The sequence below is a fragment of the Citrobacter sp. Cpo109 genome (assembly GCF_030332565.1).
GTDB lineage: Bacteria > Pseudomonadota > Gammaproteobacteria > Enterobacterales > Enterobacteriaceae > Citrobacter > Citrobacter portucalensis.
This window is the reverse complement of record NZ_JAOWHQ010000053.1, coordinates 25319-49755: the sequence shown is the minus strand read 5'-3', so window position 1 is coordinate 49755 and position 24437 is coordinate 25319. Positions and strand designations below refer to the sequence as shown.

Here is a 24437-nt window from a genome sequence, read left to right as displayed (position 1 = left end):
AGCGCGAAGCACTGCCGACCACCACGGACCATTTGCAATGGTGAACAATATGACCGACTTAACCGCGCAAGACGCCGTATGGCAAACACGGGATCACCTTGATGACCCGGTCATTGGCGAACTGCGCAACCGTTTTGGGCCGGATGCCTTTACCGTTCAGGCGACTCGCACCGGGGTACCCGTTGTTTGGGTCAAGCGTGAACAATTACTGGAAGTTGGCGATTTCTTAAAGAGACTGCCGAAACCTTACGTCATGCTGTTTGACTTACACGGCATGGACGAACGTCTGCGTACGCACCGCGAAGGGTTACCTGCCGCGGATTTTTCCGTTTTCTATCACCTGATTTCCATTGAACGCAATCGCGATATCATGCTCAAGGTGGCTTTGTCTGAAAACGATCTGCGCGTACCGACCTTCACCAAACTGTTCCCGAACGCCAACTGGTACGAGCGTGAAACCTGGGAAATGTTTGGCATCGATATCGAAGGTCACCCGCACCTGACGCGTCTGCTGATGCCGCATACCTGGGAAGGTCATCCGCTGCGTAAAGACTACCCGGCGCGTGCGACCGAATTTGATCCGTTTGAGCTGACTAAAGCCAAACAGGATCTGGAAATGGAAGCGCTGACCTTCAAACCTGAAGATTGGGGTATGAAGCGTAGTACCGAAAACGAGGACTTCATGTTCCTCAACCTCGGTCCTAACCACCCGTCTTCTCACGGTGCTTTCCGTATTGTGCTGCAGCTTGATGGCGAAGAAATCGTCGACTGCGTACCTGACATCGGCTACCACCACCGTGGCGCTGAAAAGATGGGTGAACGTCAGTCCTGGCACAGCTACATTCCGTACACCGACCGTATTGAGTACCTCGGCGGCTGCGTAAACGAAATGCCTTACGTACTGGCCGTTGAGAAGCTGGCTGGTATCACCACGCCGGATCGCGTCAACGTGATTCGCGTGATGTTGTCCGAACTGTTCCGTATCAACAGCCACCTGCTGTACATCTCCACGTTCATTCAGGACGTCGGCGCGATGACCCCGGTATTCTTCGCCTTTACCGACCGTCAGAAAATCTATGACGTGGTGGAAGCGATCACCGGTTTCCGTATGCACCCGGCCTGGTTCCGTATCGGCGGTGTGGCACACGATCTGCCGCGCGGTTGGGACAAGCTGCTGCGTGACTTCCTCGACTGGATGCCAAAACGTCTGGATTCTTACGAGAAAGCCGCACTGCGTAACACCATTCTGAAAGGCCGTTCGCAGGGCGTTGCCGCTTACGGTAAGAAAGAAGCGCTGGACTGGGGTTGTACCGGTGCTGCGCTGCGCGCGACCGGTATTGATTTCGACGTGCGTAAAGCGCGTCCGTACTCTGGCTACGAAAACTTTGACTTTGAAGTCCCGGTTGGCGGCGGCGTGTCCGACTGCTATACCCGCGTGATGCTGAAAGTTGAAGAGCTGCGCCAGAGTCTGCGCATCCTTGAGCAGTGCCTCAATAACATGCCGGAAGGCCCGTTCAAAGCGGATCACCCGCTGACGACGCCGCCGCCGAAAGAGCGCACGCTGCAACATATCGAAACCCTTATCACCCACTTCCTGCAGGTTTCGTGGGGTCCGGTTATGCCGGCAAACGAGTCCTTCCAGATGGTGGAAGCGACTAAGGGTATCAACAGTTACTACCTGACCAGCGATGGCAGCACCATGAGTTACCGTACCCGTATCCGCACCCCGAGCTATGCGCACCTGCAGCAGATCCCGGTAGCGGTACGTGGCAGCCTGGTGTCCGACTTAATCGTCCATCTGGGTAGTATCGATTTTGTTATGTCAGATGTGGACCGCTAATTATGCACGAGAATCAACAACCACAAACCGAGGCTTTTGAGCTGAGTGCGGCTGAGCGTGAAGCGATTGAGCACGAAAAGCACCACTACGAAGACCCGCGTGCGGCGTCCATTGAAGCGCTGAAAATCGTTCAGAAACAGCGTGGCTGGGTGCCGGATGGGGCGATCTACGCGATCGCTGATGTGCTGGGTATTCCGGCAAGCGATGTAGAAGGTGTTGCCACGTTCTACAGCCAGATCTTCCGCCAGCCGGTAGGTCGCCACGTGATCCGCTATTGCGACAGCGTGGTGTGCCATATCAACGGCTACCAGGGGATTCAGGCCGCGCTTGAGAAAAAACTCAACATCAAGCCGGGGCAGACGACCTTTGATGGTCGCTTTACGCTGCTGCCGACCTGTTGCCTGGGGAACTGCGATAAAGGGCCAAATATGATGATCGATGAGGATACTCACGCTCACCTGACCCCGGAAGGCATTCCCGAACTACTGGAGCGGTATAAATGAAAGACATTATCCGTACTCCCGAAACCCATCCGCTGACCTGGCGTCTGCGTGATGACAAACAGCCGGTCTGGCTGGACGAATACCGTAGCAAGAACGGCTACGAAGGTGCGCGTAAGGCCCTGACCGGGCTGTCACCGGACGAAATCGTTAATCAGGTAAAAGACGCTGGCCTGAAAGGGCGCGGCGGCGCGGGCTTTTCCACCGGTCTGAAGTGGAGCCTGATGCCGAAAGACGAATCCATGAACATCCGTTACCTGCTGTGTAACGCCGATGAAATGGAGCCGGGCACCTATAAAGACCGTCTGCTGATGGAACAGCTGCCGCACCTGCTGGTGGAAGGCATGCTGATTTCCGCGTTTGCGCTGAAAGCGTACCGTGGTTACATCTTCCTGCGCGGTGAATATATCGAAGCCGCCGTGCATCTGCGTCGCGCGATCGCCGAAGCGACCGAAGCCGGTCTGCTTGGTAAAAACATCATGGGCACTGGTTTCGACTTCGAACTGTTTGTCCACACCGGGGCAGGGCGTTACATCTGCGGTGAAGAAACCGCGCTGATCAACTCCCTCGAAGGTCGCCGTGCTAACCCTCGTTCCAAGCCGCCGTTCCCGGCAAGCTCTGGCGCATGGGGCAAACCGACCTGCGTAAACAACGTCGAAACCCTGTGTAACGTACCGGCTATCCTCGCGAACGGCGTGGAGTGGTACCAGAACATTTCGAAGAGCAAAGACGCGGGCACCAAGCTGATGGGCTTCTCTGGTCGCGTGAAGAATCCTGGCCTGTGGGAACTGCCTTTCGGTACTACCGCGCGTGAGATCCTCGAAGATTACGCGGGTGGCATGCGCGATGGGCTGAAGTTTAAAGCCTGGCAGCCTGGCGGCGCAGGGACTGACTTCCTGACCGAAGCACACCTCGATCTGCCGATGGAATTCGAAAGCATTGGTAAAGCAGGTAGCCGTCTGGGCACCGCGCTGGCCATGGCTGTCGATCACGAGATTGGCATGGTTCCTTTGGTGCGTAACCTCGAAGAGTTCTTTGCCCGCGAGTCTTGCGGCTGGTGTACGCCGTGCCGTGACGGTCTGCCGTGGAGTGTGAAAATTCTGCGCGCGCTGGAGCGTGGCGAAGGCCAGCCAGGGGATATCGAGACACTTGAGCAACTGTGTCGTTTCCTCGGCCCGGGTAAAACCTTCTGTGCACACGCACCGGGCGCAGTGGAACCGCTGCAGAGCGCCATTAAATATTTCCGCGAAGAATTCGAAGCTGGCATCAAGCAGACCTTCAGCAATACCCATGCGATTGGTGGTATTCAGCCGAACCTGCTGAAAGAGCGCTGGTGATTACAGGGTTAGCCCTGTATCGCGATAAGAAATTCGATTAACGCTCGGTTACGACCGAGCCAACTGGAAGCATGCTGACTATGGCTACGATTCATGTAGACGGCAAAGAATATGAGGTCAACGGAGCGGACAACCTGCTGGAAGCTTGTCTGTCTCTCGGCCTTGATATTCCGTACTTTTGCTGGCACCCGGCGCTGGGAAGCGTCGGTGCTTGCCGCCAGTGTGCGGTGAAGCAATATCAAAACGCGGAAGACACGCGTGGTCGCCTGGTGATGTCTTGTATGACACCGGCCACCGAAGGCACCTTTATTTCTATTGATGACGAAGAAGCGAAACAGTTCCGCGAAAGCGTCGTGGAGTGGTTGATGACTAACCACCCGCACGACTGTCCGGTCTGTGAAGAGGGCGGCAACTGCCACCTGCAGGATATGACCGTCATGACTGGTCACAGCTTCCGTCGCTACCGCTTCACGAAGCGTACTCACCGTAACCAGGACCTGGGGCCGTTCATCTCTCACGAAATGAACCGCTGCATCGCCTGCTATCGCTGCGTACGTTACTACAAAGATTATGCCGATGGCGCGGATCTGGGCGTCTATGGCGCACATGACAACGTCTACTTCGGTCGCCCGGAAGACGGTACGCTCGAAAGCGAGTTCTCTGGTAACCTGGTAGAAATTTGCCCGACCGGCGTCTTCACTGATAAAACGCACTCCGAGCGTTATAACCGTAAATGGGACATGCAGTTTGCGCCGAGCATCTGCCAGCAGTGTTCCATCGGCTGTAACACCAGCCCGGGTGAACGCTACGGTGAACTGCGTCGTATCGAAAACCGTTATAACGGTACCGTTAACCACTACTTCCTCTGCGACCGTGGTCGTTTTGGCTATGGTTACGTGAACCTGAAAGACCGTCCACGTCAGCCGGTACAGCGTCGTGGCGATGACCTGATCACGCTGAACGCCGAGCAGGCGATGCAGGGCGCGGCAGATATTCTGCGTCAGTCGAAGAAAGTAATTGGTATCGGCTCCCCGCGCGCCAGCGTTGAAAGTAACTTCGCGCTGCGTGAACTGGTGGGTGCGGAAAACTTCTATACCGGTATCGCCCAGGGCGAGCAGGAACGTCTGCAACTGGCACTGAGCGTGCTGCGTGACGGCGGGATTCATACTCCGGCACTGCGCGAAATCGAATCTTATGATGCGGTTCTGGTGCTGGGCGAAGATGTCACCCAGACCGGCGCACGCGTTGCGCTGGCAGTGCGTCAGGCGGTGAAAGGTAAAGCGCGTGAAATGGCGGCGGCACAGAAAGTGGCTGACTGGCAGATCGCAGCAATCCTTAACATCGGCCAGCGTGCTAAGCACCCGCTGTTCGTTACCAACGTCGATAACACCCGTCTGGATGACATCGCCGCATGGACCTATCGTGCACCGGTTGAAGATCAGGCGCGTTTAGGTTTCGCTATCGCTCATGCGCTGGATAACAATGCTCCGGCGGTTGACGGTATCGACCGTGACCTGCAGAACAAAATTGACGTTATCGTTCAGGCACTGGCCGGGGCGAAGAAACCACTGATTATTTCCGGCACCAACGCTGGTAGCGCCGAAGTGATTCAGGCGGCTGCCAACGTGGCGAAGGCGCTGAAAGGCCGTGGCGCAGACGTTGGCATCACCATGATTGCTCGCTCTGTTAACAGCATGGGCCTGGGTATGATTGGCGGTGGTTCCCTTGACGATGCGCTGACCGAGCTGGAAACAGGTCGTGCTGACGCCGTTGTGGTGCTGGAGAATGACCTGCATCGCCATGCTTCAGCAACGCGTGTGAACGCTGCGCTGGCGAAAGCACCTCTGGTACTGGTCATTGACCATCAGCGTACGGCAATTATGGAAAACGCTCATCTGGTGCTTTCCGCCGCAAGCTTCGCTGAAAGCGATGGTACGGTGATTAACAACGAAGGCCGCGCCCAGCGTTTCTTCCAGGTTTATGATCCGTCCTACTACGACAGTAACACTATCATGCTGGAAAGCTGGCGCTGGCTGCATTCGCTGCACAGCACCGTGCAGAGCCGTGAAGTGGACTGGACGCAGCTCGACCACGTTATCGATGCGGTCGTTGAGAAGCTGCCGCAACTGGCGGGTATCAAAGATGCCGCGCCGGACGCAACCTTCCGTATCCGTGGACAGAAACTGGCACGTGAACCGCACCGCTACAGCGGTCGTACCGCAATACGCGCCAACATCAGCGTACACGAACCGCGCCAGCCGCAGGACAAAGACACCATGTTCGCCTTCTCTATGGAAGGGAACAACCAACCGTCTGCGCCGCGTTCACAAATTCCGTTTGCCTGGGCTCCAGGCTGGAACTCCCCACAGGCGTGGAACAAGTTCCAGGATGAAGTGGGCGGTAAACTGCGTCATGGCGATCCGGGTGTGCGCCTGATCGAAGCTTCTGCGGATGGTATGGATTACTTCACTACCGTTCCGGCGAGCTTCCAGGCTCAGGATGGTCAGTGGCGTATCGCGCCGTACTACCATTTGTTTGGCAGTGACGAAATGTCCCAGCGTGCGCCGGTCTTCCAGACCCGTATGCCGCAGCCGTACATCAAACTCAACCCGGCTGATGCCGCGAAGTTGGGTGTTAATGCCGGTACGCGCGTTTCTTTCAGCTACGATGGCAACACGGTTACATTGCCGGTTGAAATAGCCGAAGGATTAACGGCAGGGCAGGTTGGTTTGCCGATGGGTATGCCTGGCATCGCGCCGGTTTTGGCTGGTGCGCGTCTTGAGGATCTGCAGGAGGCACAACAATGAGTTGGATTACACCCGATCTGATTGAGATCCTGCTGAGCATTCTCAAAGCGGTCGTGATCCTGCTGGTGGTGGTCACCTGCGGGGCATTCATGAGCTTTGGCGAACGTCGTCTGCTGGGTCTGTTCCAGAACCGTTACGGACCGAACCGTGTTGGCTGGGGCGGTTCGCTCCAGCTGGTTGCGGACATGATCAAGATGTTCTTTAAAGAAGACTGGATCCCGAAATTCTCGGATCGCGTCATCTTTACCCTGGCACCTATGATCGCCTTCACCTCGCTGTTGCTGGCTTTCGCCATCGTGCCGGTGAGTCCGAACTGGGTGGTTGCTGACCTGAACATCGGGATCCTGTTCTTCCTGATGATGGCGGGCCTCGCGGTATACGCGGTACTGTTCGCCGGCTGGTCCAGTAACAACAAATACTCTTTGCTCGGTGCGATGCGTGCGTCTGCGCAGACGCTGAGCTATGAAGTGTTCCTCGGACTTTCCCTGATGGGCGTGGTGGCGCAGGCCGGTTCATTTAACATGACCGACATCGTCAACAACCAGGCTGATATCTGGAACGTTATTCCGCAGTTCTTTGGTTTTGTCACCTTTGCCATCGCGGGCGTGGCGGTGTGCCACCGTCACCCGTTTGACCAGCCAGAAGCCGAGCAAGAACTGGCCGACGGTTACCACATTGAATATTCCGGTATGAAATTCGGTCTGTTCTTCGTGGGTGAGTACATCGGTATCGTCACCATTTCTGCACTGATGGTTACCCTGTTCTTCGGTGGCTGGCATGGCCCGTTCTTACCGCCATTCGTCTGGTTCGCGCTGAAAACCGCGTTCTTCATGATGATGTTCATTTTGATTCGTGCGTCGTTACCGCGTCCTCGTTATGACCAGGTAATGTCCTTCGGCTGGAAAGTCTGTCTGCCGCTGACGCTCGTCAACTTGCTGGTAACGGCGGCTGTCATTCTCTGGCAGGCGCAATAAGGGACACAAAGACCATGACCTTAAAAGAATTGTTCGTAGGTTTCGGCACCCAGGTACGTAGTATCTGGATGATCGGCCTGCATGCGTTCGCGAAACGCGAAACGCAGATGTATCCGGAAGAGCCGGTCTATCTACCGCCCCGTTTTCGTGGTCGTATCGTTCTGACTCGTGATCCAGACGGTGAAGAGCGCTGCGTTGCCTGTAACCTGTGTGCGGTAGCGTGTCCGGTAGGCTGTATCTCTCTGCAAAAAGCAGAGACCAAAGACGGTCGCTGGTATCCGGAGTTTTTCCGCATTAACTTCTCACGCTGCATTTTCTGCGGCCTGTGCGAAGAAGCCTGTCCGACTACGGCTATTCAGCTGACTCCAGATTTCGAGCTGGGTGAGTACAAGCGCCAGGACCTGGTTTACGAGAAAGAGGATCTGCTGATCTCCGGTCCGGGCAAATACCCGGAATATAACTTCTACCGGATGGCAGGTATGGCAATCGACGGCAAAGATAAGGGCGAAGCAGAGAACGAAGCTAAGCCTATCGACGTCAAGAGCCTGTTACCGTAAGGAGAGGGGCAATGGAGTTCGCTTTTTATATCTGTGGCCTGATAGCCATTCTCGCAACCTTGCGGGTGATCACCCACACCAATCCGGTACACGCGTTGCTGTACCTGATTATTTCGCTGCTGGCGATTTCTGGGGTGTTCTTCTCGTTAGGCGCTTACTTCGCTGGTGCACTGGAAATTATCGTCTACGCGGGCGCCATCATGGTGCTGTTCGTGTTCGTGGTGATGATGCTCAACCTTGGTGGTTCTGAAATTGAACAGGAACGTCAGTGGCTGAAACCGCAGGTGTGGATTGGTCCGGCGATTCTGTCGGCCATTATGCTGGTGGTTATTGTTTACGCCATTCTGGGCGTTAACGATCAGGGCATCGACGGCACGCCAATTAGCGCGAAAGCAGTCGGTATTTCCCTGTTCGGACCGTATGTACTGGCGGTTGAACTGGCTTCGATGCTGCTGCTGGCGGGTCTGGTTGTGGCCTTCCATGTGGGGCGCGAAGAGCGTTCTGGTGAAGTGCTGAGCAATCGCACCGACGACCGCGCGAAAAGAAAAACGGAGGAGCACGCATGATCCCCTTACAACATGGACTGATCCTCGCTGCGATCTTATTCGTGCTGGGCTTAACCGGTCTGGTTATCCGCCGCAATCTGCTGTTTATGCTGATTGGGCTGGAAATCATGATTAACGCCTCCGCGCTGGCCTTTGTGGTCGCCGGAAGCTACTGGGGCCAGACCGATGGTCAGGTGATGTATATTCTCGCCATCAGCCTTGCGGCTGCCGAAGCGAGCATTGGGCTTGCGCTGTTGCTGCAACTTCATCGCCGTCGCCAGAACCTGAACATCGATTCAGTAAGTGAGATGCGTGGATGAACATGCTTGCCTTAACCATTATTCTGCCATTTATTGGCTTTGTATTACTGGCGTTTTCTCGTGGTCGTTGGTCAGAAAATCTGTCCGCTACCGTGGGTGTAGGTTCGATCGGCCTGGCCGCGCTGGTGACTGCGTTTGTTGGCGTTGATTTCTTTGCCAATGGTCAGCAGGCTTACAGCCAGCCGCTGTGGACGTGGATGTCAGTCGGTGACTTCAACATCGGTTTTAACCTGGTGCTGGACGGCCTGTCGCTGACCATGCTCTCCGTGGTGACCGGCGTTGGTTTCCTGATCCACATGTTCGCTTCCTGGTATATGCGCGGAGAAGAGGGCTATTCTCGTTTCTTCGCCTACACCAACCTGTTTATCGCCAGCATGGTGGTTCTGGTACTGGCGGATAACCTGCTGCTGATGTACCTCGGTTGGGAAGGCGTGGGCCTGTGCTCCTATCTGCTGATTGGTTTCTACTACACCGATCCGAAGAATGGCGCTGCGGCAATGAAAGCCTTCGTGGTAACCCGCGTTGGTGACGTATTCCTGGCGTTCGCGCTGTTCATCCTCTATAACGAGCTGGGCACGCTGAACTTCCGCGAAATGGTGGAACTGGCGCCTGCGCACTTTGCAGACGGTAACAACATGCTGATGTGGGCAACCCTGATGCTGCTGGGCGGTGCGGTCGGTAAATCTGCACAGCTGCCGTTGCAGACCTGGCTTGCTGATGCGATGGCCGGCCCGACGCCTGTCTCTGCGTTGATCCACGCCGCGACGATGGTTACCGCTGGTGTCTACCTGATAGCTCGTACGCACGGCCTGTTCCTGATGACGCCTGAAATCCTGCACCTGGTGGGGATTATCGGTGCTATCACTCTGGTGCTGGCGGGTTTTGCTGCGCTGGTACAGACCGACATCAAACGCGTTCTTGCGTACTCCACCATGAGCCAGATTGGTTATATGTTCCTGGCTCTCGGCGTACAGGCGTGGGACGCGGCGATTTTCCACCTGATGACGCACGCCTTCTTTAAAGCGCTGCTGTTCCTGGCATCCGGCTCGGTTATCCTGGCTTGCCACCACGAACAGAACATCTTCAAGATGGGCGGGCTGCGTAAGTCAATTCCGCTGGTGTATCTCTGCTTCCTGATCGGTGGCGCGGCGTTGTCGGCTCTGCCGCTGATTACCGCTGGCTTCTTCAGTAAGGATGAGATTCTGGCCGGTGCAATGGCGAATGGTCATATTAATCTGATGGTTGCAGGTCTGGTCGGTGCATTCATGACCTCTCTGTACACCTTCCGTATGATTTTCATCGTGTTCCACGGTAAAGAACAAATTCACGCTCACGCAGGGAAGGGGATTACCCATCATCTGCCGCTGATTGTGCTGATGATCCTGTCCACCTTCGTTGGCGCGCTGATTGTGCCGCCGCTGCAGGGTGTACTGCCTGCGACGACAGAGCTTGAGCATGGTCGCGTCATGACGCTGGAAATTACCTCCGGTATCGTAGCGATTGCGGGCATCCTGATCGCAGCATGGCTGTGGCTGGGTAAACGCACGCTGGTGACGTCGATTGCGAACAGTGCGCCGGGCCGCCTGCTGGGTACCTGGTGGTATAACGCCTGGGGCTTCGACTGGCTGTACGACAAAGTGTTCGTTAAGCCGTTCCTGGGTGTTGCCTGGTTGCTGAAACGCGATCCGCTCAACTCAATGATGAACATTCCGGCGATCCTTTCCCGCTTTGCAGGTAAAGGCCTGCTGTTGAGCGAGAACGGTTATCTGCGCTGGTATGTTGCATCAATGAGCATCGGCGCCGTCGTTGTGCTGGCACTGTTGATGGTACTGCGTTGAGTTTGTTGGCTGGATGAACGATTGCCGGATGGCGCTGCGCTTATCCGGCCTACAAACCCAAAAATAATTTTTAGAATTCGTTGAAAATCTGTTCCTGATGTACAGGCGTCATCGGCGAAGTCAGACCGGAGACCGCCAGCGCAGAGCAACCGGAGCGTACTGAAGTACGTGAGGATTGCGAGCACTGCCGGGATTTGGGCTGACGAGTGAGATAGCCTGAGCAGGAGTAAATATAAGGGACATACTTAGCTATGTTATTACCCTGGTTGATATTAATTCCCTTTATCGGTGGCTTCCTGTGCTGGCAGACCGAACGCTTTGGCGTGAAGGTGCCGCGCTGGATCGCGCTGATTACCATGGGATTGACGCTGGCGCTTGGCCTGCAACTGTGGTTGCAGGGCGGCTATTCACTGACGCAATCCGCTGGCATTCCGCAGTGGCAGTCTGAATTTGTCCTGCCGTGGATCCCACGTTTTGGCATCTCTATTCATCTGGCTATCGACGGTCTGTCGCTGCTGATGGTAGTGCTGACTGGTCTGCTCGGTGTTCTGGCGGTACTTTGCTCCTGGAATGAAATCGAAAAATACCAGGGCTTCTTCCATCTGAACCTGATGTGGATCTTAGGCGGCGTGATCGGCGTGTTCCTTGCCATCGACATGTTCCTGTTCTTCTTCTTCTGGGAAATGATGCTGGTGCCGATGTACTTCCTGATCGCGTTGTGGGGGCATAAAGCCTCTGACGGTAAAACGCGTATCACGGCGGCGACCAAGTTCTTCATTTATACCCAGGCGAGTGGTCTGGTGATGTTGATTGCCATCCTGGCGCTGGTGTTTGTGCACTATAAAGCGACCGGTGTGTGGACCTTCAACTATGAAGAGCTGCTGAATACCCCGATGTCCCACGGTGTGGAATATCTGCTGATGCTGGGCTTCTTCATCGCCTTCGCGGTGAAAATGCCGGTGGTTCCGCTGCACGGCTGGTTGCCGGATGCGCACTCCCAGGCGCCGACGGCAGGTTCCGTTGACCTGGCGGGGATCTTGCTGAAAACCGCGGCTTACGGTCTGCTGCGCTTCTCTCTGCCGCTGTTCCCGAACGCGTCGGCGGAGTTTGCACCTATCGCAATGTGGCTGGGCGTTATCGGTATCTTCTATGGCGCGTGGATGGCCTTTAATCAGTACGATATCAAACGTCTGATCGCTTACACCTCCGTATCGCACATGGGCTTCGTACTGATTGCTATCTACACCGGCAGCCAGCTGGCGTACCAGGGTGCTGTTATCCAGATGATTGCGCACGGTCTGTCCGCAGCCGGTCTGTTCATTCTGTGTGGTCAGCTGTACGAACGTCTGCACACGCGTGATATGCGTATGATGGGCGGCCTGTGGGGCAAAATGAAATGGTTGCCTGCGCTGTCGATGTTCTTCGCAGTGTGTACGCTGGGTATGCCGGGTACAGGTAACTTCGTTGGCGAATTTATGATTCTGTTCGGCAGCTACCAGGTGGTTCCGGTCATTACCGTGATCTCGACTTTTGGTCTGGTGTTTGCCTCTGTTTACTCGCTGGCGATGCTGCATCGCGCTTACTTCGGTAAAGCGAAGAGCCAGATTGCCAGTGTTGAACTGCCAGGGATGTCGCTGCGTGAGCTGTTTATCATCCTGTTGCTGGTCGTGCTTCTGGTACTGCTTGGCTTCTATCCGCAGCCGATTCTGGATACCTCGCATTCTGCGATGAGCAACATCCAGCAGTGGTTTGTTAATTCCGTTACTACTACAAGGCCGTAAATCGCCATGACAATAACTCCACAACACCTGATTGCGCTGCTACCGCTGCTGATCGTCGGCTTGACGGTGGTGGTTGTGATGCTCTCCATTGCGTGGCGACGCAATCACTTCCTCAATGCCACGCTGTCGGTCATTGGGCTTAACGCCGCGCTGGTTTCGCTCTGGTTTGTTGGCCAGGCGGGCGCCATGGACGTCACCCCACTGATGCGGGTTGACGGTTTCGCCATGCTCTACACCGGGCTGGTGCTACTGGCGAGTCTTGCCACCTGTACCTTCGCTTACCCGTGGCTGGAAGGCTACGATGACAACCGGGAAGAGTTCTACCTGTTGGTGCTGATTGCCGCACTTGGCGGTATTCTGCTGGCTAACGCTAACCATCTGGCGGCGCTGTTCCTTGGTATTGAGCTGATCTCTTTGCCGCTGTTTGGTCTGGTTGGCTATGCGTTCCGTCAGAAACGTTCGCTGGAAGCCAGTATCAAATACACCATTCTGTCTGCCGCAGCGTCTTCCTTCCTGCTGTTCGGTATGGCGCTGGTGTACGCGCAGTCTGGAAATCTGTCGTTTGTTGCACTCGGTAAGAGCCTCGGCGACGGCATGCTGCACGAACCGCTGCTGCTGGCTGGCTTCGGTCTGATGATTGTTGGCCTCGGCTTTAAACTCTCGCTGGTTCCGTTCCACCTGTGGACCCCAGACGTATACCAGGGTGCTCCTGCTCCGGTTTCCACCTTCCTGGCGACGGCGAGCAAAATCGCTATCTTCGGCGTGGTGATGCGTCTGTTCCTGTACGCCCCGGTAGGGGATAGCGAAGCGGTACGTATCGTACTGGGCGTAATTGCCTTTGCTTCCATCATCTTCGGTAACCTGATGGCGCTGAGCCAGACCAATATTAAACGTCTGCTCGGTTACTCTTCTATCTCTCACCTCGGTTACCTGCTGGTGGCGCTGATTGCTCTGCAGAGCGGCGAGATGTCGATGGAAGCGGTTGGCGTTTACCTGGCCGGTTACCTGTTCAGCAGCCTCGGCGCGTTCGGTGTGGTCAGCCTGATGTCCAGCCCGTACCGCGGCCCGGATGCGGACTCTCTGTTCTCCTACCGTGGTCTGTTCTGGCATCGTCCAATCCTCGCGGCTGTGATGACGGTGATGATGCTGTCTCTGGCAGGTATCCCGATGACGCTGGGCTTTATCGGCAAGTTCTACGTACTGGCAGTCGGTGTGCAGGCTAATCTGTGGTGGCTGGTTGCCGCAGTGGTAGTCGGTTCCGCGATTGGTTTGTACTACTACCTGCGTGTTGCCGTGAGCCTGTACCTGAGCGCACCGCAACAGCTGAACCGTGATGCGCCGTCTAACTGGCAGTACAGCGCGGGCGGTATCGTAGTGCTGATTTCTGCCCTGCTGGTTCTGGTGCTGGGTATTTACCCACAACCGCTGATCAGCATTGTGCAGTTAGCGACTCCGCTGATGTAAACGAAATGCAGAAACGAAAAAACCCGCCTTGGCGGGTTTTTTTATGCGTGAAATACGGTCAGTTTAATAGCTGACGGCTCACCAGCGGACCGCTGATGCCTTTCGCTGTGCGATCCATCACTTCCTGGATCACTGAAGAAAGCTCATTGACTTCGAATTTGGCCACGTAGCCATCCGCTTTTACTCGACGAACGTGATCTTCGTTCGCGCTACCGGAAAGCGAAGAGTGGATAACGACCGGGATTTTCTTCAGACGTTCGTCGGTTTTTATCTTACGGGTAAGCGTAAAACCGTCCATCTCCGGCATTTCGAGATCGGTGAGCACCAGGGCGATCTTCTCACTGATTGGCTTGCCCTCCGCCTGCGCTTCTGCGGAAAGCTGCTGTATTTTTTCCCACGCATCCTGACCTGTTACATGCATCAGATGCGGGATCTCCATGGCGTTAAGCCCTTTTTCCAGCATGGCGCGGGCCACTTTGGAATCATCAGCCACAATCGCCACCGCACCCGGCGTGATGTTGAATTTATTGGTTTTAAGATCGGTTGCGCGCAGGTCGTGGTTCGCTGGTACGATGTCGTACAGGATCTGCTCAACGTCGAGCACCAACGCCAGGTTGTTGGTCTCTTTGTTGTCGTCCAGGCAAGCGATACTGGTGATATAGCGACCATTAACGGCTTTCTCGGCGGTATGCACCTGTTGCCAGTCCAGGCGCATAATGTTTTCCACTGACTCCACAGCAAACGCCTGGACGCTGCGGGCATATTCTGTGATCAACAGGATGTTGAGTCCGGTCTCTGGCTTACAGCCCGCAACGGCGGGCAGGTCAATCACCGGGATCACCTGATCGCGAATATTAACCATACCCAGTAACGGGGCCTTCATACCCGCCGGACGCGTAAAGGTCGGCATCGGCACGATTTCACGTAGCTTGAATACGTTGATGCCAAACAGCTCTGATTTCTGCTCCTCAACAGATTTGCCGAGGCGAAACAGCAGCAGTTCAAAACGGTTAGACAGGGTTAGGTTTGTCCTGTCATCAATATCTTTCTGGAAATTGTTCATCCTGTCCTCAGTGTGAAAGCCAGCCTTTCCACTGTTATCGGCACTGAGGCGGAAAAATAGAGCGTTAAACGCTGAAAATGGCGAAATCGTGAGCCAGTGCCGTGTCTGGAAATATTGTTTTGCACTCTGCGAGTAAGCGCCGGCAGCCTTTTTCATCGTAGCGTGAGCTAACGTGGGTCATTATCAGACGTCCCACTCCGGCATCCAGCGCCAGCTGTGCGGCTTGTCGGGTTGAGCTGTGCCCGCGACTGTTTGCTTTTTCCTCCATTGACGCGTCCAGCGTGGTTTCGTGTACCATGACATCTACACCTCGAGCCAGTTCAATGGCGGACGCGCAGGGTCCTGTGTCACCGAAAATAGCGACTGATTTTCCCCTGGTGGGCGGGGAAAGATAATCGGCACCGTTAATCGCTCGACCATCCTCCAGCACGATGGTTTTTCCGGCTTTCAAATCCTGAAACCACGGGCCCGCTTTAACGCCTGCCGCCTTCAGGGCATTGGCGTCAAGCGCACCCGGTTTGTCGTGCTCTTGAATGCGAAAACCGTAGCATTCCAGCGGATGCGCCAGCGGGTACGCCGTTACTTTTCGCAGGCCGTCATCCACAATCTCACCCGCGGTAATTTCCACAATATCCAGCGGATAATCGGTCCAGGAGCCGCTCAGACGCAATGCGGTTTCGGTAAACTCTCGCAACCCTTTTGGCCCGTAGAGCGTCAGAGGCTGGACATTGCCGGCCATTGAGCGACTGCACAGTAGCCCCGGTAAACCAAACAGGTGATCGCCGTGCAGATGGCTGATAAAAATACGATCGAGTTTTCCTGGATTGAAAGGCGTGGTGAGCATCTGATGCTGCGTCCCTTCGCCGCAATCAAAAAGCCACAGCCCCGCCTGAGTCGGGTGTTGCAGATTCAGTAAAATTGCCGTTACATTGCGTGAGCGCGTGGGGACTCCCGCAGACGTGCCTAAAAATAGTAATTCCATCTTTGCGTTACACTTTCGCCATCAATAAGGCAGGGTGTTCAGGTTATCACAACATAGGGGCAGACAATGATTCACTGGCAAGATCTCCACCATGCAAAGCTGAGTACCCAACAACTGTACGCACTACTTCAGCTACGATGCGCGGTGTTTGTAGTTGAGCAACAGTGTCCGTACCAGGATGTGGATGGCGATGACCTGGCCGGAGAGAATCGGCATATTCTGGGCTGGCATAACGATGAGCTGGTGGCGTATGCGAGGATTCTGAAAAGCGATGACGAGCTGGAGCCGGTAGTGATTGGTCGGGTGATTGTAAGCGAAGCGCTGCGTGGTGAAAAACTGGGGCAACAGCTAATGGCCCAGACGCTGGCATCCTGCGCGCAACACTGGCCACACAAGGCGTTGTATCTGGGCGCGCAGGCGCATCTGCAATCGTTCTATGCGCGCTTTGGCTTTGTTCCAGTGACGGATATCTATGACGAAGATGGTATTCCACACGTCGGAATGGCGCGGGAAGCACATCAGGCGTAAACAGGCGCAATCAGTCCAGGTTGTCTATAGTTAGCGGGTACGTCAATAGAAAGGGAGAATATAATGTCTTTTCATTCTTATGAATCACGTATCGATGATGATCTGGAATTATTAAGCGAAACGCTGGAAGAGGTGCTGCGTTCTTCTGGCGACCCAGCAGATCAAAAATACCTTGAGTTAAAAGCGCGGGCAGAGCGGGCGTTAGAAGAGGTGAGAAATCGCGTCAGCCATGCTTCTGATAGCTACTATTACCGTGCGAAAAAAGCCGTTTGTCGGGCGGATGACTATGTGCACGAAAAACCCTGGCGCGGAATCGGCGTTGGCGCCACAGTCGGTTTAGTGATGGGATTATTGTTAGCGCGGCGATAAATTCCGTTCTGTCATCGCATTTGTACGTACTCCCTAACTGGGGGTACTGCTTTTTCTGCTCAGTACCCCGTATAATGAGAGGTTTTTAACAGGGAGAGGTCCGCGTGCATTCAATCACTACTGCGCTGGAAAGTCTGATGCGTCATTTATCGCAAGAGATGCCAGCAGCACCTGGAATTCGTATTTACGATATACCTTTCCCACTGAATGATGCGTTTGACGCTTTAGGATGGCTGGCCAGTCAACCCGTCTGGCCCCAGTTTTACTGGCAGCAGCGTAACGGCGATGAAGAAGCCGCCGTATTAGGGGCCGTCGCCGCATTTTCCTCGCTGGAATCAGCCCAGCAATTTTTACATCAGCATGATAATCATCCCGACCTGCGCATCTGGGGCCTGAATGCCTTTGAGCCTCAGCGTGGCAATTTACTGCTGCCGCGGCTGGAGTGGCGACGTTGCGCCGGAGTGGCGAGCTTACGCTTACATCTCTATAGCGACGTGTCGCTACGTGAAGACGCTGCACAAGCGATCGCCTTCATCTCATCGCTTGCTCCCGTAAAACCGCTCCCTGCATTGCGTTTGAATTTGACGGGAGAACAGCACTGGCCGGAGAAAGCTGGCTGGATAGACCTGATAAAACTCGCTACTCAAACGATCGCAGGAGAAGACCTCGATAAGGTCGTGCTGGCGCGGGCGACCGATTTACAGTTTTCTCAGTCGGTTAATGCCGCTGCCGTGATGGCTTCCAGCCGTCGCTTAAATCTGAACTGCTACCATTTCTTTATGGCATTCTCCGCCGACACCGCTTTTCTTGGCTCTTCTCCTGAACGTCTGTATCGACGACGTGATACGGCGCTGCGCACCGAGGCGCTGGCCGGAACTGTGGCCAATCACCCTGAGGATCATCGGGCCTGGCAATTGGGCGACTGGCTAATGAAAGATGACAAAAACCAGCGCGAGAATATGCTGGTGGTCGAAGATATTTGCCAGCGGCTACAAGGCTGTACGCAAACTCTCGATGTGCTGCCACCGCAGGTGCTCAGGCTGCGTAAAGTGCAGCACCTGCGCCGTTGCATCTGGACGGAACTGAATCAGGCCGACGATACGCTTTGCCTGATGCAGCTCCAGCCAACGGCGGCCGTTGCCGGTATTCCGCGTGAGCTGGCGCGTGAGTTCATCCAACAAAATGAACCCTTTGAACGCGAGTGGTATGCCGGTTCAGCGGGTTATCTTTCTTTGCGCCAAAGCGAGTTTTGTGTGTCATTGCGTTCGGCGAAAATTAGCGCAAACGTGGTACGCCTGTATGCCGGGGCAGGGATTGTACGTGGCTCAGATCCTGAGCAGGAATGGCAAGAAATAGACAATAAAGCGGCAGGGTTACGTACTTTATTACAGATGGAAGGATAGTGATTTCGTGTATATTTCCGATTCATATCAAAAATCCATTTATTCGATTCTCTATACTGTGTCGCAATATTGATACCGGACAATCTCATGTCAGTAAGCGCATTTAACCGACGCTGGGCGGCGGTCATTCTGGAAGCACTCACTCGCCACGGCGTCAGGCATGTCTGCATTGCCCCTGGCTCTCGTTCTACACCGTTGACGCTGGCGGCAGCGGAAAACCCCGCATTCATCCACCACACCCATTTTGACGAGCGCGGTCTTGGGCATCTGGCTTTAGGTCTGGCAAAAGTCAGCCGGCAGCCTGTCGCCGTGATTGTGACGTCCGGTACCGCGGTGGCGAATTTATATCCCGCGTTGATTGAAGCGGGCCTGACCGGTGAAAAACTGATTTTACTTACGGCAGACCGACCGCCAGAGCTTATCGACTGTGGCGCGAACCAGGCGATTCGTCAGGCCGGAATGTTTGCCTCGCATCCATCGCAAACGCTCTCTTTACCGCGTCCGACTCAGGACATTCCGGCAAGCTGGCTGGTGTCCACTATTGATAATGCGTTAGCTGCCCTGCATAGCGGGGCGGTTCATATCAATTGCCCGTTTGCGGAACCGCTGTATGGCGATATGGACGAAACGGGGATTGCCTGGCAGCAGCGCCTCGGCGACTGGTGGCAGGACGATAAACCCTGGCTGCGAGAAGCGCGTCGGCTGGAAAGCGACAAACAGCGCGACTGGTTTTTCTGGCGACAAAAACGCGGCGTAGTCATTGCCGGTCGCATGAGCGCGGAAGAAGGTAAGAAGGTTGCGCAGTGGGCGCAGACATTAGGCTGGCCGCTGATTGGCGATGTTCTGTCGCAAACCGGACAACCGCTGCCGTGCGCCGACCTGTGGCTGGGAAATGCGAAAGCTGTAGCTGAATTGCAGCAGGCGCAGATTGTGGTGCAGCTTGGTAGCAGCCTGACCGGAAAACGTCTGCTGCAATGGCAGGCCAGCTGCGATCCGCAGGAATACTGGATTGTCGATAATATCGAAGGCCGCCTCGATCCGGCCCATCATCGCGGCCGCAGGTTGGTAGCGAAAGTTGGCGACTGGCTGGAGCTACATCCGGCGGAGAAACGTCAGCCCTGGTGTATTGAGATCCCTCGTCTGGCGCAACAGGCCTGGCAGGCGGTAGAAGCCCGTCGCGAGGCGTTTGGTGAAGCGCAACTAGCCCACCGTATCCGCGACTACTTGCCGGAGCAGGGCCAGCTGTTCGTGGGTAACAGTCTGGTGGTGCGCCTGATTGATGCGCTGTCGCAGCTTCCGGCTGGTTACCCAGTCTATAGCAACCGTGGCGCGAGCGGTATTGATGGCCTGCTGTCAACGGCAGCAGGCGTACAGCGTGCCAGCGCGAAATCGACGCTGGCGATTGTTGGCGATTTATCTGCATTGTATGACCTGAATGCGCTGGCATTATTGCGCCAGGTATCCGCGCCGTTTGTCCTGATAGTGGTCAATAATAACGGCGGGCAGATTTTTTCCCTGCTGCCGACGCCAGCCAGCGAACGCGAACGGTTCTATCTGATGCCGCAGAACGTACATTTCGAGCATGCTGCCGCCATGTTTAACCTTAAATACCAGCGCCCGGAAAACTGGGAGCAGCTGGAGAGCGCGTTGACTAACGCGTGGCGTACACCTGCGGCCACGGTGATTGAGCTGGTGGTGAACGAAACTGACGGGGCGCAAACCTTGCAGCAACTGCTGGCGAAGGTAAGTCACCTATGATCCTGCATGCGCAGGCGAAAGAGGGGCAGACGGGGTTTCCCTGGCTGGTTTTCCTGCACGGTTTCTCTGGTGATTGCCAGGAATGGCAGACGGTCGGCGAAGCGTTTCAGGATTATTCGCGGCTATACATCGACCTGCCGGGACACGGTGGCTCCGCTGACATCAGCGTGAGCGGGTTCGATGATGTCAGCGTTTTGCTGCGTAATACTCTACTTAGTTACAACATACTTAACTACTGGCTGGTGGGATACTCTCTTGGCGGCAGAGTCGCGATGATGGCGGCCAGTCAGGAGATGCCAGGGCTTTGTGGTCTGGTGGTTGAGGGTGGACATCCCGGCTTGCAAAGCGAAGAAGCGCGCGTTCAGCGTCGTCTCTCGGATGGCCGCTGGGCTGCGCGTTTTCGCGCAGAGCCGCTACGTGAGGTGTTTAATGACTGGTATCAACAGCCCGTTTTTTCCTCGCTGAACGCGGCACAAAGAGAGGCGCTGGTCGCTCTGCGTAGCCAGAATAATGGGCAAACGCTGGCGGCAATGCTGGAGGCCACCTCGCTTGCCGTACAACCTGATTTACGTGCGCAACTCACGATGCGCACATTTCCGTTTTATTATTTATGTGGTGAACGTGACGATAAATTCCGCGCTCTGGCGGCGGAAATATCAGTACCAAACCATGTGATTCGTAATGCCGGACACAACGCGCATCGGGACAACCCCGCGGGCGTGGTGGACTGTCTGGCTCAGATTCTGCGTCGCTGACTATAGGACATTTTATGATCTATCCTGATGAAACAATGCTTTACGCACCGGTAGAATGGCACGATTGCTCTGAAGGCTATACCGACATTCTTTACGAGAAATCCACCGACGGTATCGCAAAAATCACCATTAATCGTCCGCAGGTACGCAATGCTTTCCGTCCGGTCACCGTGAAAGAGATGATCCAGGCGCTGGCGGATGCTCGCTATGATGACAACATCGGCGTCATTATTCTGACTGGTGCTGGCGACAAAGCGTTCTGCGCAGGCGGCGATCAGAAAGTGCGTGGTGACTACGGCGGATACCAGGATGACTCCGGTGTGCATCACCTGAACGTACTGGACTTCCAGCGCCAGATTCGTACCTGTCCGAAACCGGTAGTAGCGATGGTTGCAGGTTTCTCCATTGGCGGTGGCCATGTGCTGCACATGATGTGTGACCTGACCATTGCGGCTGAAAACGCTATTTTCGGTCAGACCGGCCCGAAAGTTGGTTCCTTTGACGGCGGTTGGGGCGCTTCCTACATGGCGCGCATCGTCGGTCAGAAAAAAGCGCGTGAAATTTGGTTCCTTTGCCGTCAGTACGATGCTAAACAGGCGCTGGATATGGGTCTGGTCAACACCGTGGTTCCGCTGGCGGATCTGGAAAAAGAGACCGTACGCTGGTGCCGTGAAATGCTGCAAAACAGCCCAATGGCGCTGCGCTGCCTGAAAGCCGCACTGAACGCCGACTGTGATGGTCAGGCTGGTCTGCAGGAGCTGGCAGGTAACGCCACTATGCTGTTCTACATGACGGAAGAAGGTCAGGAAGGCCGTAACGCCTTTAACCAAAAACGTCAGCCTGATTTCAGCAAATTCAAACGGAATCCGTAATGCGTAGCGCGCAGGTATACCGCTGGCAGATCCCCATGGACGCGGGGGTGATTCTGCGCGACAGGCGGTTAAAAACGCGTGACGGGTTGTACGTTTGTCTTCGTGACGGTGAGCGCGAAGGGTGGGGAGAGATCTCCCCACTGCCGGGCTTCAGTCAGGAAAGCTGGGAAGAGGCGCAAACCGAGCTGCTGGCCTGGGTGAAAGGCTGGCTGCAAGGGGATGACTCCTTACCGCAACTGCCTTCGGTCGCCTTTGGCGTAAGCTGTGCGCTGGCCGAACTGACTGGCGTATTGCCACAGGACGCGGACTATCGTGCTGCGCCGCTGTGCACGGGCGATCCTGACGATCTGGTGCTACAACTGGCGGACATGCCGGGCGAAAAAGTGGCGAAGATCAAGGTCGGTCTGTATGAAGCGGTCCGTGACGGCATGGTAGCCAATCTGCTGCTTGAGGCGATCCCGGAGCTGCATTTGCGACTTGACGCCAACCGGGCCTGGACGCCGTTGAAAGCTCAGCAGTTCGCGAAATACGTTAATCCGGAGTATCGCGGACGCATTGCCTTCCTCGAAGAACCGTGCAAAACCCGCGACGACTCCCGTGCCTTCGCGCGTGAAACCGGCATTGCCATCGCCTGGGATGAAAGCCTGCGTGAAGCGGATTTCACCTTCGAAGCCGAAGAAGGCGTCAAGGCCGTTGTTATCAAACCTACGCTGACCGGCAGTCTCGATAAAGTCCGTGAACAGGTGGCTGCGGCACATGCGCTTGGTCTTACTGCCGTTATCAGTTCGTCAATCGAGTCGAGTCTGGGCTTAACCCAGCTGGCGCGAATTGCCGCATGGTTAACGCCGCAGACCATTCCGGGTCTGGATACCCTGAGCCTGATGCAGTGCCAGCAGGTTCGCACCTGGCCGGGTAGCACGTTGCCGTGTATCGACGTTGATGCGCTGGAACGTCTGCTATGACCCAGCAGGAAAGGTCCGATAGCGTGAGCTTATCGGGCTTGGTACAACCGGGTGACTGGCCGTGGCGTCACTGGCGACAGGTTCGTGCGAAGGTGCCAGCCTTACGCCTCAACGATGAGGTATTAAGCTGGAGCGATCTCTGCACACGTGTAGATCAGCTGGCCTGCGGTTTTGCCGCTCAGGGCGTGGAAGAGGGCGATGGTGTTCTGCTTCGCGCGTGGAATCATCCGCGCGCTTTGCTGGCCTGGCTCGCGCTGCTGCAATGTGGGGCACGAGTTTTACCTGTGAACCCACAGTTGCCTCAGCCGCTGCTTGATGCGCTGATCCCGGACTTAACGCTACGTTTTGCGCTGGATCTGGAGGCCGCTATCGCACTTCCGGAACTCAGCCCGTTGCAGATGCAGCCATTGCCAGGCGATCACGCCGCAGCGTGGTTGCCTGAACGTTTGAGCACGATGACGTTAACTTCAGGTTCTACCGGATTGCCAAAAGCGGCTGTTCATACCTGTCAGGCGCATCTGGCAAGCGCGCAGGGCGTCCTGTCATTAATGCCGTTTGGTGCTGAGGATGACTGGCTGCTCTCGCTGCCGCTGTTTCATGTTTCCGGCCAGGGTATTTTGTGGCGCTGGTTGTTCGCCGGAGCGCGAATGACCGTGCGCGACAAGCAGCCGCTGGAGCAAATGCTGGCTGGATGTACCCACGCTTCACTGGTGCCCACGCAGCTGTGGCGCTTGCTGGTCAACAACACGCCAGTCACGCTCAAAGCGGTACTGCTGGGTGGCGCTGCAATTCCTGTTGAATTGACGGAGCAAGCGCGCGAGCAAGGGATTCGTTGCTGGTGCGGTTACGGATTAACGGAGTTTGCTTCTACGGTCTGTGCGAAAGAGGCGGATGGTCTGGCAGATGTGGGTTCCCCTCTGGCAGGCAGAGAAGTCAGAATCGTTGATGATGAAGTCTGGTTACGGGCTGCCAGCATGGCGCAAGGTTACTGGCGTAACGGACAGCTTATTCCTTTAGTGAACGCGGAAGGCTGGTTTGCAACCCGCGATCGCGGCATGCTAAAGGACGGCAAGTTAACGATTGTCGGTCGTATGGATAATCTGTTTTTTAGCGGCGGGGAAGGTATACAGCCGGAAGAAGTGGAACGCGTGATTGCAGCGCATCCGCATGTTCTACAAGCCTTTATTGTGCCGATAGAAGACAAAGAGTTTGGCCATCGCCCGGTGGCGGTCATTGAGTATGACGCTAATGCTGGAGAAACTAATCTCGCAGTGTGGGTAAAAGATAAGCTGGCCCGCTTTCAGCAGCCGGTATGTTGGCTAACATTGCCGCCCGAGCTCAAAGCTGGAGGAATTAAAATTTCGCGCCGTGCGTTATTGGATTGGGTAAGTACTTCATCATTAACATTAAGAAAACATTAATAGTATTTCTCGTTTTTGTCATTCAGCAGCGATTGTCCTTTTGTTTATCTGCTAAAGTGTAACCTATTGTGAAATTTATTAACAAAAGGTGCGCTATGGAATGGCATGTGAAGAAGTCTTGCTGTCACAAAAAAGCAGGGAGGCTCTATATCGTACTTTGCGATAGCGGTGGTTCGCTAAAGATGCTTGCTGAGGCGCAATCTTCCGAGCGGGTTAAGCCCGGCGATCTCCTTTCACCGCTGAAGGATGCACAGTATTGTATTAACCGCGATAAATCCCGGGTCATTAAGGTAATTGATGCCAGACAGTACATCTGTGATGAATGGGAACGTCTGTTACGACAGTCTGAAGATAAGTAATC

General features: G+C 55.3%; 22 protein-coding genes. 20 read left to right on the top strand and 2 right to left on the bottom strand.

From position 1 onward, the window contains the following. Positions 1–37 precede the first annotated feature (37 nt). From nuoC to nuoN, 11 genes are all read left to right on the top strand, one after another. Entirely contained in the window at positions 38–1840 is a 1803-nt protein-coding gene (nuoC, locus tag OGY71_RS07795) for an NADH-quinone oxidoreductase subunit C/D (protein WP_003834757.1), read from the top strand. A gap of 2 nt (positions 1841–1842) precedes the next feature. Further along, positions 1843–2343 carry an NADH-quinone oxidoreductase subunit NuoE gene (nuoE, locus tag OGY71_RS07790; protein ID WP_003028069.1) on the top strand — a complete coding sequence of 167 codons (501 nt, stop codon included), beginning with the start codon at positions 1843–1845 and terminating at the stop codon, positions 2341–2343. Next, positions 2340–3677, top strand: a complete 1338-nt coding sequence (gene nuoF, locus OGY71_RS07785) for an NADH-quinone oxidoreductase subunit NuoF (protein WP_003839356.1) — start codon at positions 2340–2342, stop codon at positions 3675–3677. The genes nuoE and nuoF overlap by 4 nt, the downstream gene beginning before the upstream one ends. Positions 3678–3757: 80 nt before the next feature. Further along, a complete protein-coding gene (gene nuoG / locus OGY71_RS07780; protein ID WP_286613077.1) occupies positions 3758–6484 on the top strand; it encodes an NADH-quinone oxidoreductase subunit NuoG in 2727 nt (908 codons plus the stop codon). After that, on the top strand, positions 6481–7458 hold the full coding sequence (nuoH, locus tag OGY71_RS07775) for an NADH-quinone oxidoreductase subunit NuoH (protein WP_003028063.1): 978 nt from the start codon (positions 6481–6483) through the stop codon (positions 7456–7458). The genes nuoG and nuoH overlap by 4 nt, the downstream gene beginning before the upstream one ends. A gap of 14 nt (positions 7459–7472) precedes the next feature. Then, positions 7473–8015, top strand: coding sequence for an NADH-quinone oxidoreductase subunit NuoI (nuoI, locus tag OGY71_RS07770; RefSeq protein ID WP_003028062.1), 543 nt, complete (start codon positions 7473–7475; stop codon positions 8013–8015). 11 nt (positions 8016–8026) lie between these two features. Beyond that, complete coding sequence (gene nuoJ, locus OGY71_RS07765) at positions 8027–8581, top strand: NADH-quinone oxidoreductase subunit J (protein ID WP_003028059.1); 555 nt, start codon at positions 8027–8029, stop codon at positions 8579–8581. Beyond that, on the top strand, positions 8578–8880 hold the full coding sequence (nuoK, locus tag OGY71_RS07760; protein WP_000612644.1) for an NADH-quinone oxidoreductase subunit NuoK: 303 nt from the start codon (positions 8578–8580) through the stop codon (positions 8878–8880). The genes nuoJ and nuoK overlap by 4 nt, the downstream gene beginning before the upstream one ends. Continuing rightward, positions 8877–10718 carry an NADH-quinone oxidoreductase subunit L gene (gene nuoL / locus OGY71_RS07755; protein WP_003834744.1) on the top strand — a complete coding sequence of 614 codons (1842 nt, stop codon included), beginning with the start codon at positions 8877–8879 and terminating at the stop codon, positions 10716–10718. The genes nuoK and nuoL overlap by 4 nt, the downstream gene beginning before the upstream one ends. Before the next feature lie 251 nt (positions 10719–10969). Then, positions 10970–12499 carry an NADH-quinone oxidoreductase subunit M gene (gene nuoM, locus OGY71_RS07750; protein WP_003027692.1) on the top strand — a complete coding sequence of 510 codons (1530 nt, stop codon included), beginning with the start codon at positions 10970–10972 and terminating at the stop codon, positions 12497–12499. Positions 12500–12505: 6 nt separating this feature from the next. Beyond that, positions 12506–13963, top strand: coding sequence for an NADH-quinone oxidoreductase subunit NuoN (nuoN, locus tag OGY71_RS07745; protein WP_003027689.1), 1458 nt, complete (start codon positions 12506–12508; stop codon positions 13961–13963). 58 nt (positions 13964–14021) lie between these two features. Here nuoN and OGY71_RS07740 read toward each other — a convergent pair whose 3' ends face one another. Together OGY71_RS07740 and rbn are read right to left on the bottom strand one after the other, a co-directional pair. Next, positions 14022–15026, bottom strand: a complete 1005-nt coding sequence (locus OGY71_RS07740) for a chemotaxis protein (protein ID WP_003834740.1) — start codon at positions 15024–15026, stop codon at positions 14022–14024. Positions 15027–15090: 64 nt separating this feature from the next. Beyond that, positions 15091–16008 carry a ribonuclease BN gene (rbn, locus tag OGY71_RS07735; protein ID WP_286613075.1) on the bottom strand — a complete coding sequence of 306 codons (918 nt, stop codon included), beginning with the start codon at positions 16006–16008 and terminating at the stop codon, positions 15091–15093. 66 nt (positions 16009–16074) lie between these two features. On the opposite strand from rbn, the gene OGY71_RS07730 reads away from it, so the two are divergent. The 9 genes from OGY71_RS07730 to pmrD all read left to right on the top strand — a co-directional run bounded on the left by OGY71_RS07730 (position 16075) and on the right by pmrD (position 24435). After that, positions 16075–16536, top strand: a complete 462-nt coding sequence (locus OGY71_RS07730; protein ID WP_008785342.1) for a GNAT family N-acetyltransferase — start codon at positions 16075–16077, stop codon at positions 16534–16536. 63 nt (positions 16537–16599) lie between these two features. Further along, positions 16600–16905 (top strand): stress response protein ElaB, encoded by a 306-nt coding sequence (elaB, locus tag OGY71_RS07725; RefSeq protein ID WP_003027683.1) that lies wholly within the window; start codon positions 16600–16602, stop codon positions 16903–16905. 104 nt (positions 16906–17009) lie between these two features. After that, positions 17010–18308, top strand: a complete 1299-nt coding sequence (menF, locus tag OGY71_RS07720; protein WP_057066387.1) for an isochorismate synthase MenF — start codon at positions 17010–17012, stop codon at positions 18306–18308. 87 nt (positions 18309–18395) lie between these two features. After that, positions 18396–20066, top strand: a complete 1671-nt coding sequence (menD, locus tag OGY71_RS07715; protein WP_003834726.1) for a 2-succinyl-5-enolpyruvyl-6-hydroxy-3-cyclohexene-1-carboxylic-acid synthase — start codon at positions 18396–18398, stop codon at positions 20064–20066. Further along, complete coding sequence (gene menH, locus OGY71_RS07710) at positions 20063–20821, top strand: 2-succinyl-6-hydroxy-2,4-cyclohexadiene-1-carboxylate synthase (protein WP_063940556.1); 759 nt, start codon at positions 20063–20065, stop codon at positions 20819–20821. Before menD ends, menH begins: the two co-directional genes overlap by 4 nt. 14 nt (positions 20822–20835) lie before the next feature. After that, positions 20836–21693 (top strand): 1,4-dihydroxy-2-naphthoyl-CoA synthase, encoded by an 858-nt coding sequence (gene menB / locus OGY71_RS07705; RefSeq protein WP_003027671.1) that lies wholly within the window; start codon positions 20836–20838, stop codon positions 21691–21693. Beyond that, the gene (gene menC, locus OGY71_RS07700) at positions 21693–22655 is read left to right on the top strand and encodes an o-succinylbenzoate synthase (RefSeq protein ID WP_125112629.1); all 963 of its coding nucleotides are present in this window, start codon (positions 21693–21695) and stop codon (positions 22653–22655) included. Before menB ends, menC begins: the two co-directional genes overlap by 1 nt. Next, positions 22652–24076 carry an o-succinylbenzoate--CoA ligase gene (gene menE, locus OGY71_RS07695; RefSeq protein ID WP_063940554.1) on the top strand — a complete coding sequence of 475 codons (1425 nt, stop codon included), beginning with the start codon at positions 22652–22654 and terminating at the stop codon, positions 24074–24076. Before menC ends, menE begins: the two co-directional genes overlap by 4 nt. 95 nt (positions 24077–24171) lie before the next feature. Beyond that, complete coding sequence (gene pmrD, locus OGY71_RS07690) at positions 24172–24435, top strand: signal transduction protein PmrD (protein ID WP_286586121.1); 264 nt, start codon at positions 24172–24174, stop codon at positions 24433–24435. Positions 24436–24437 lie beyond the last annotated feature (2 nt).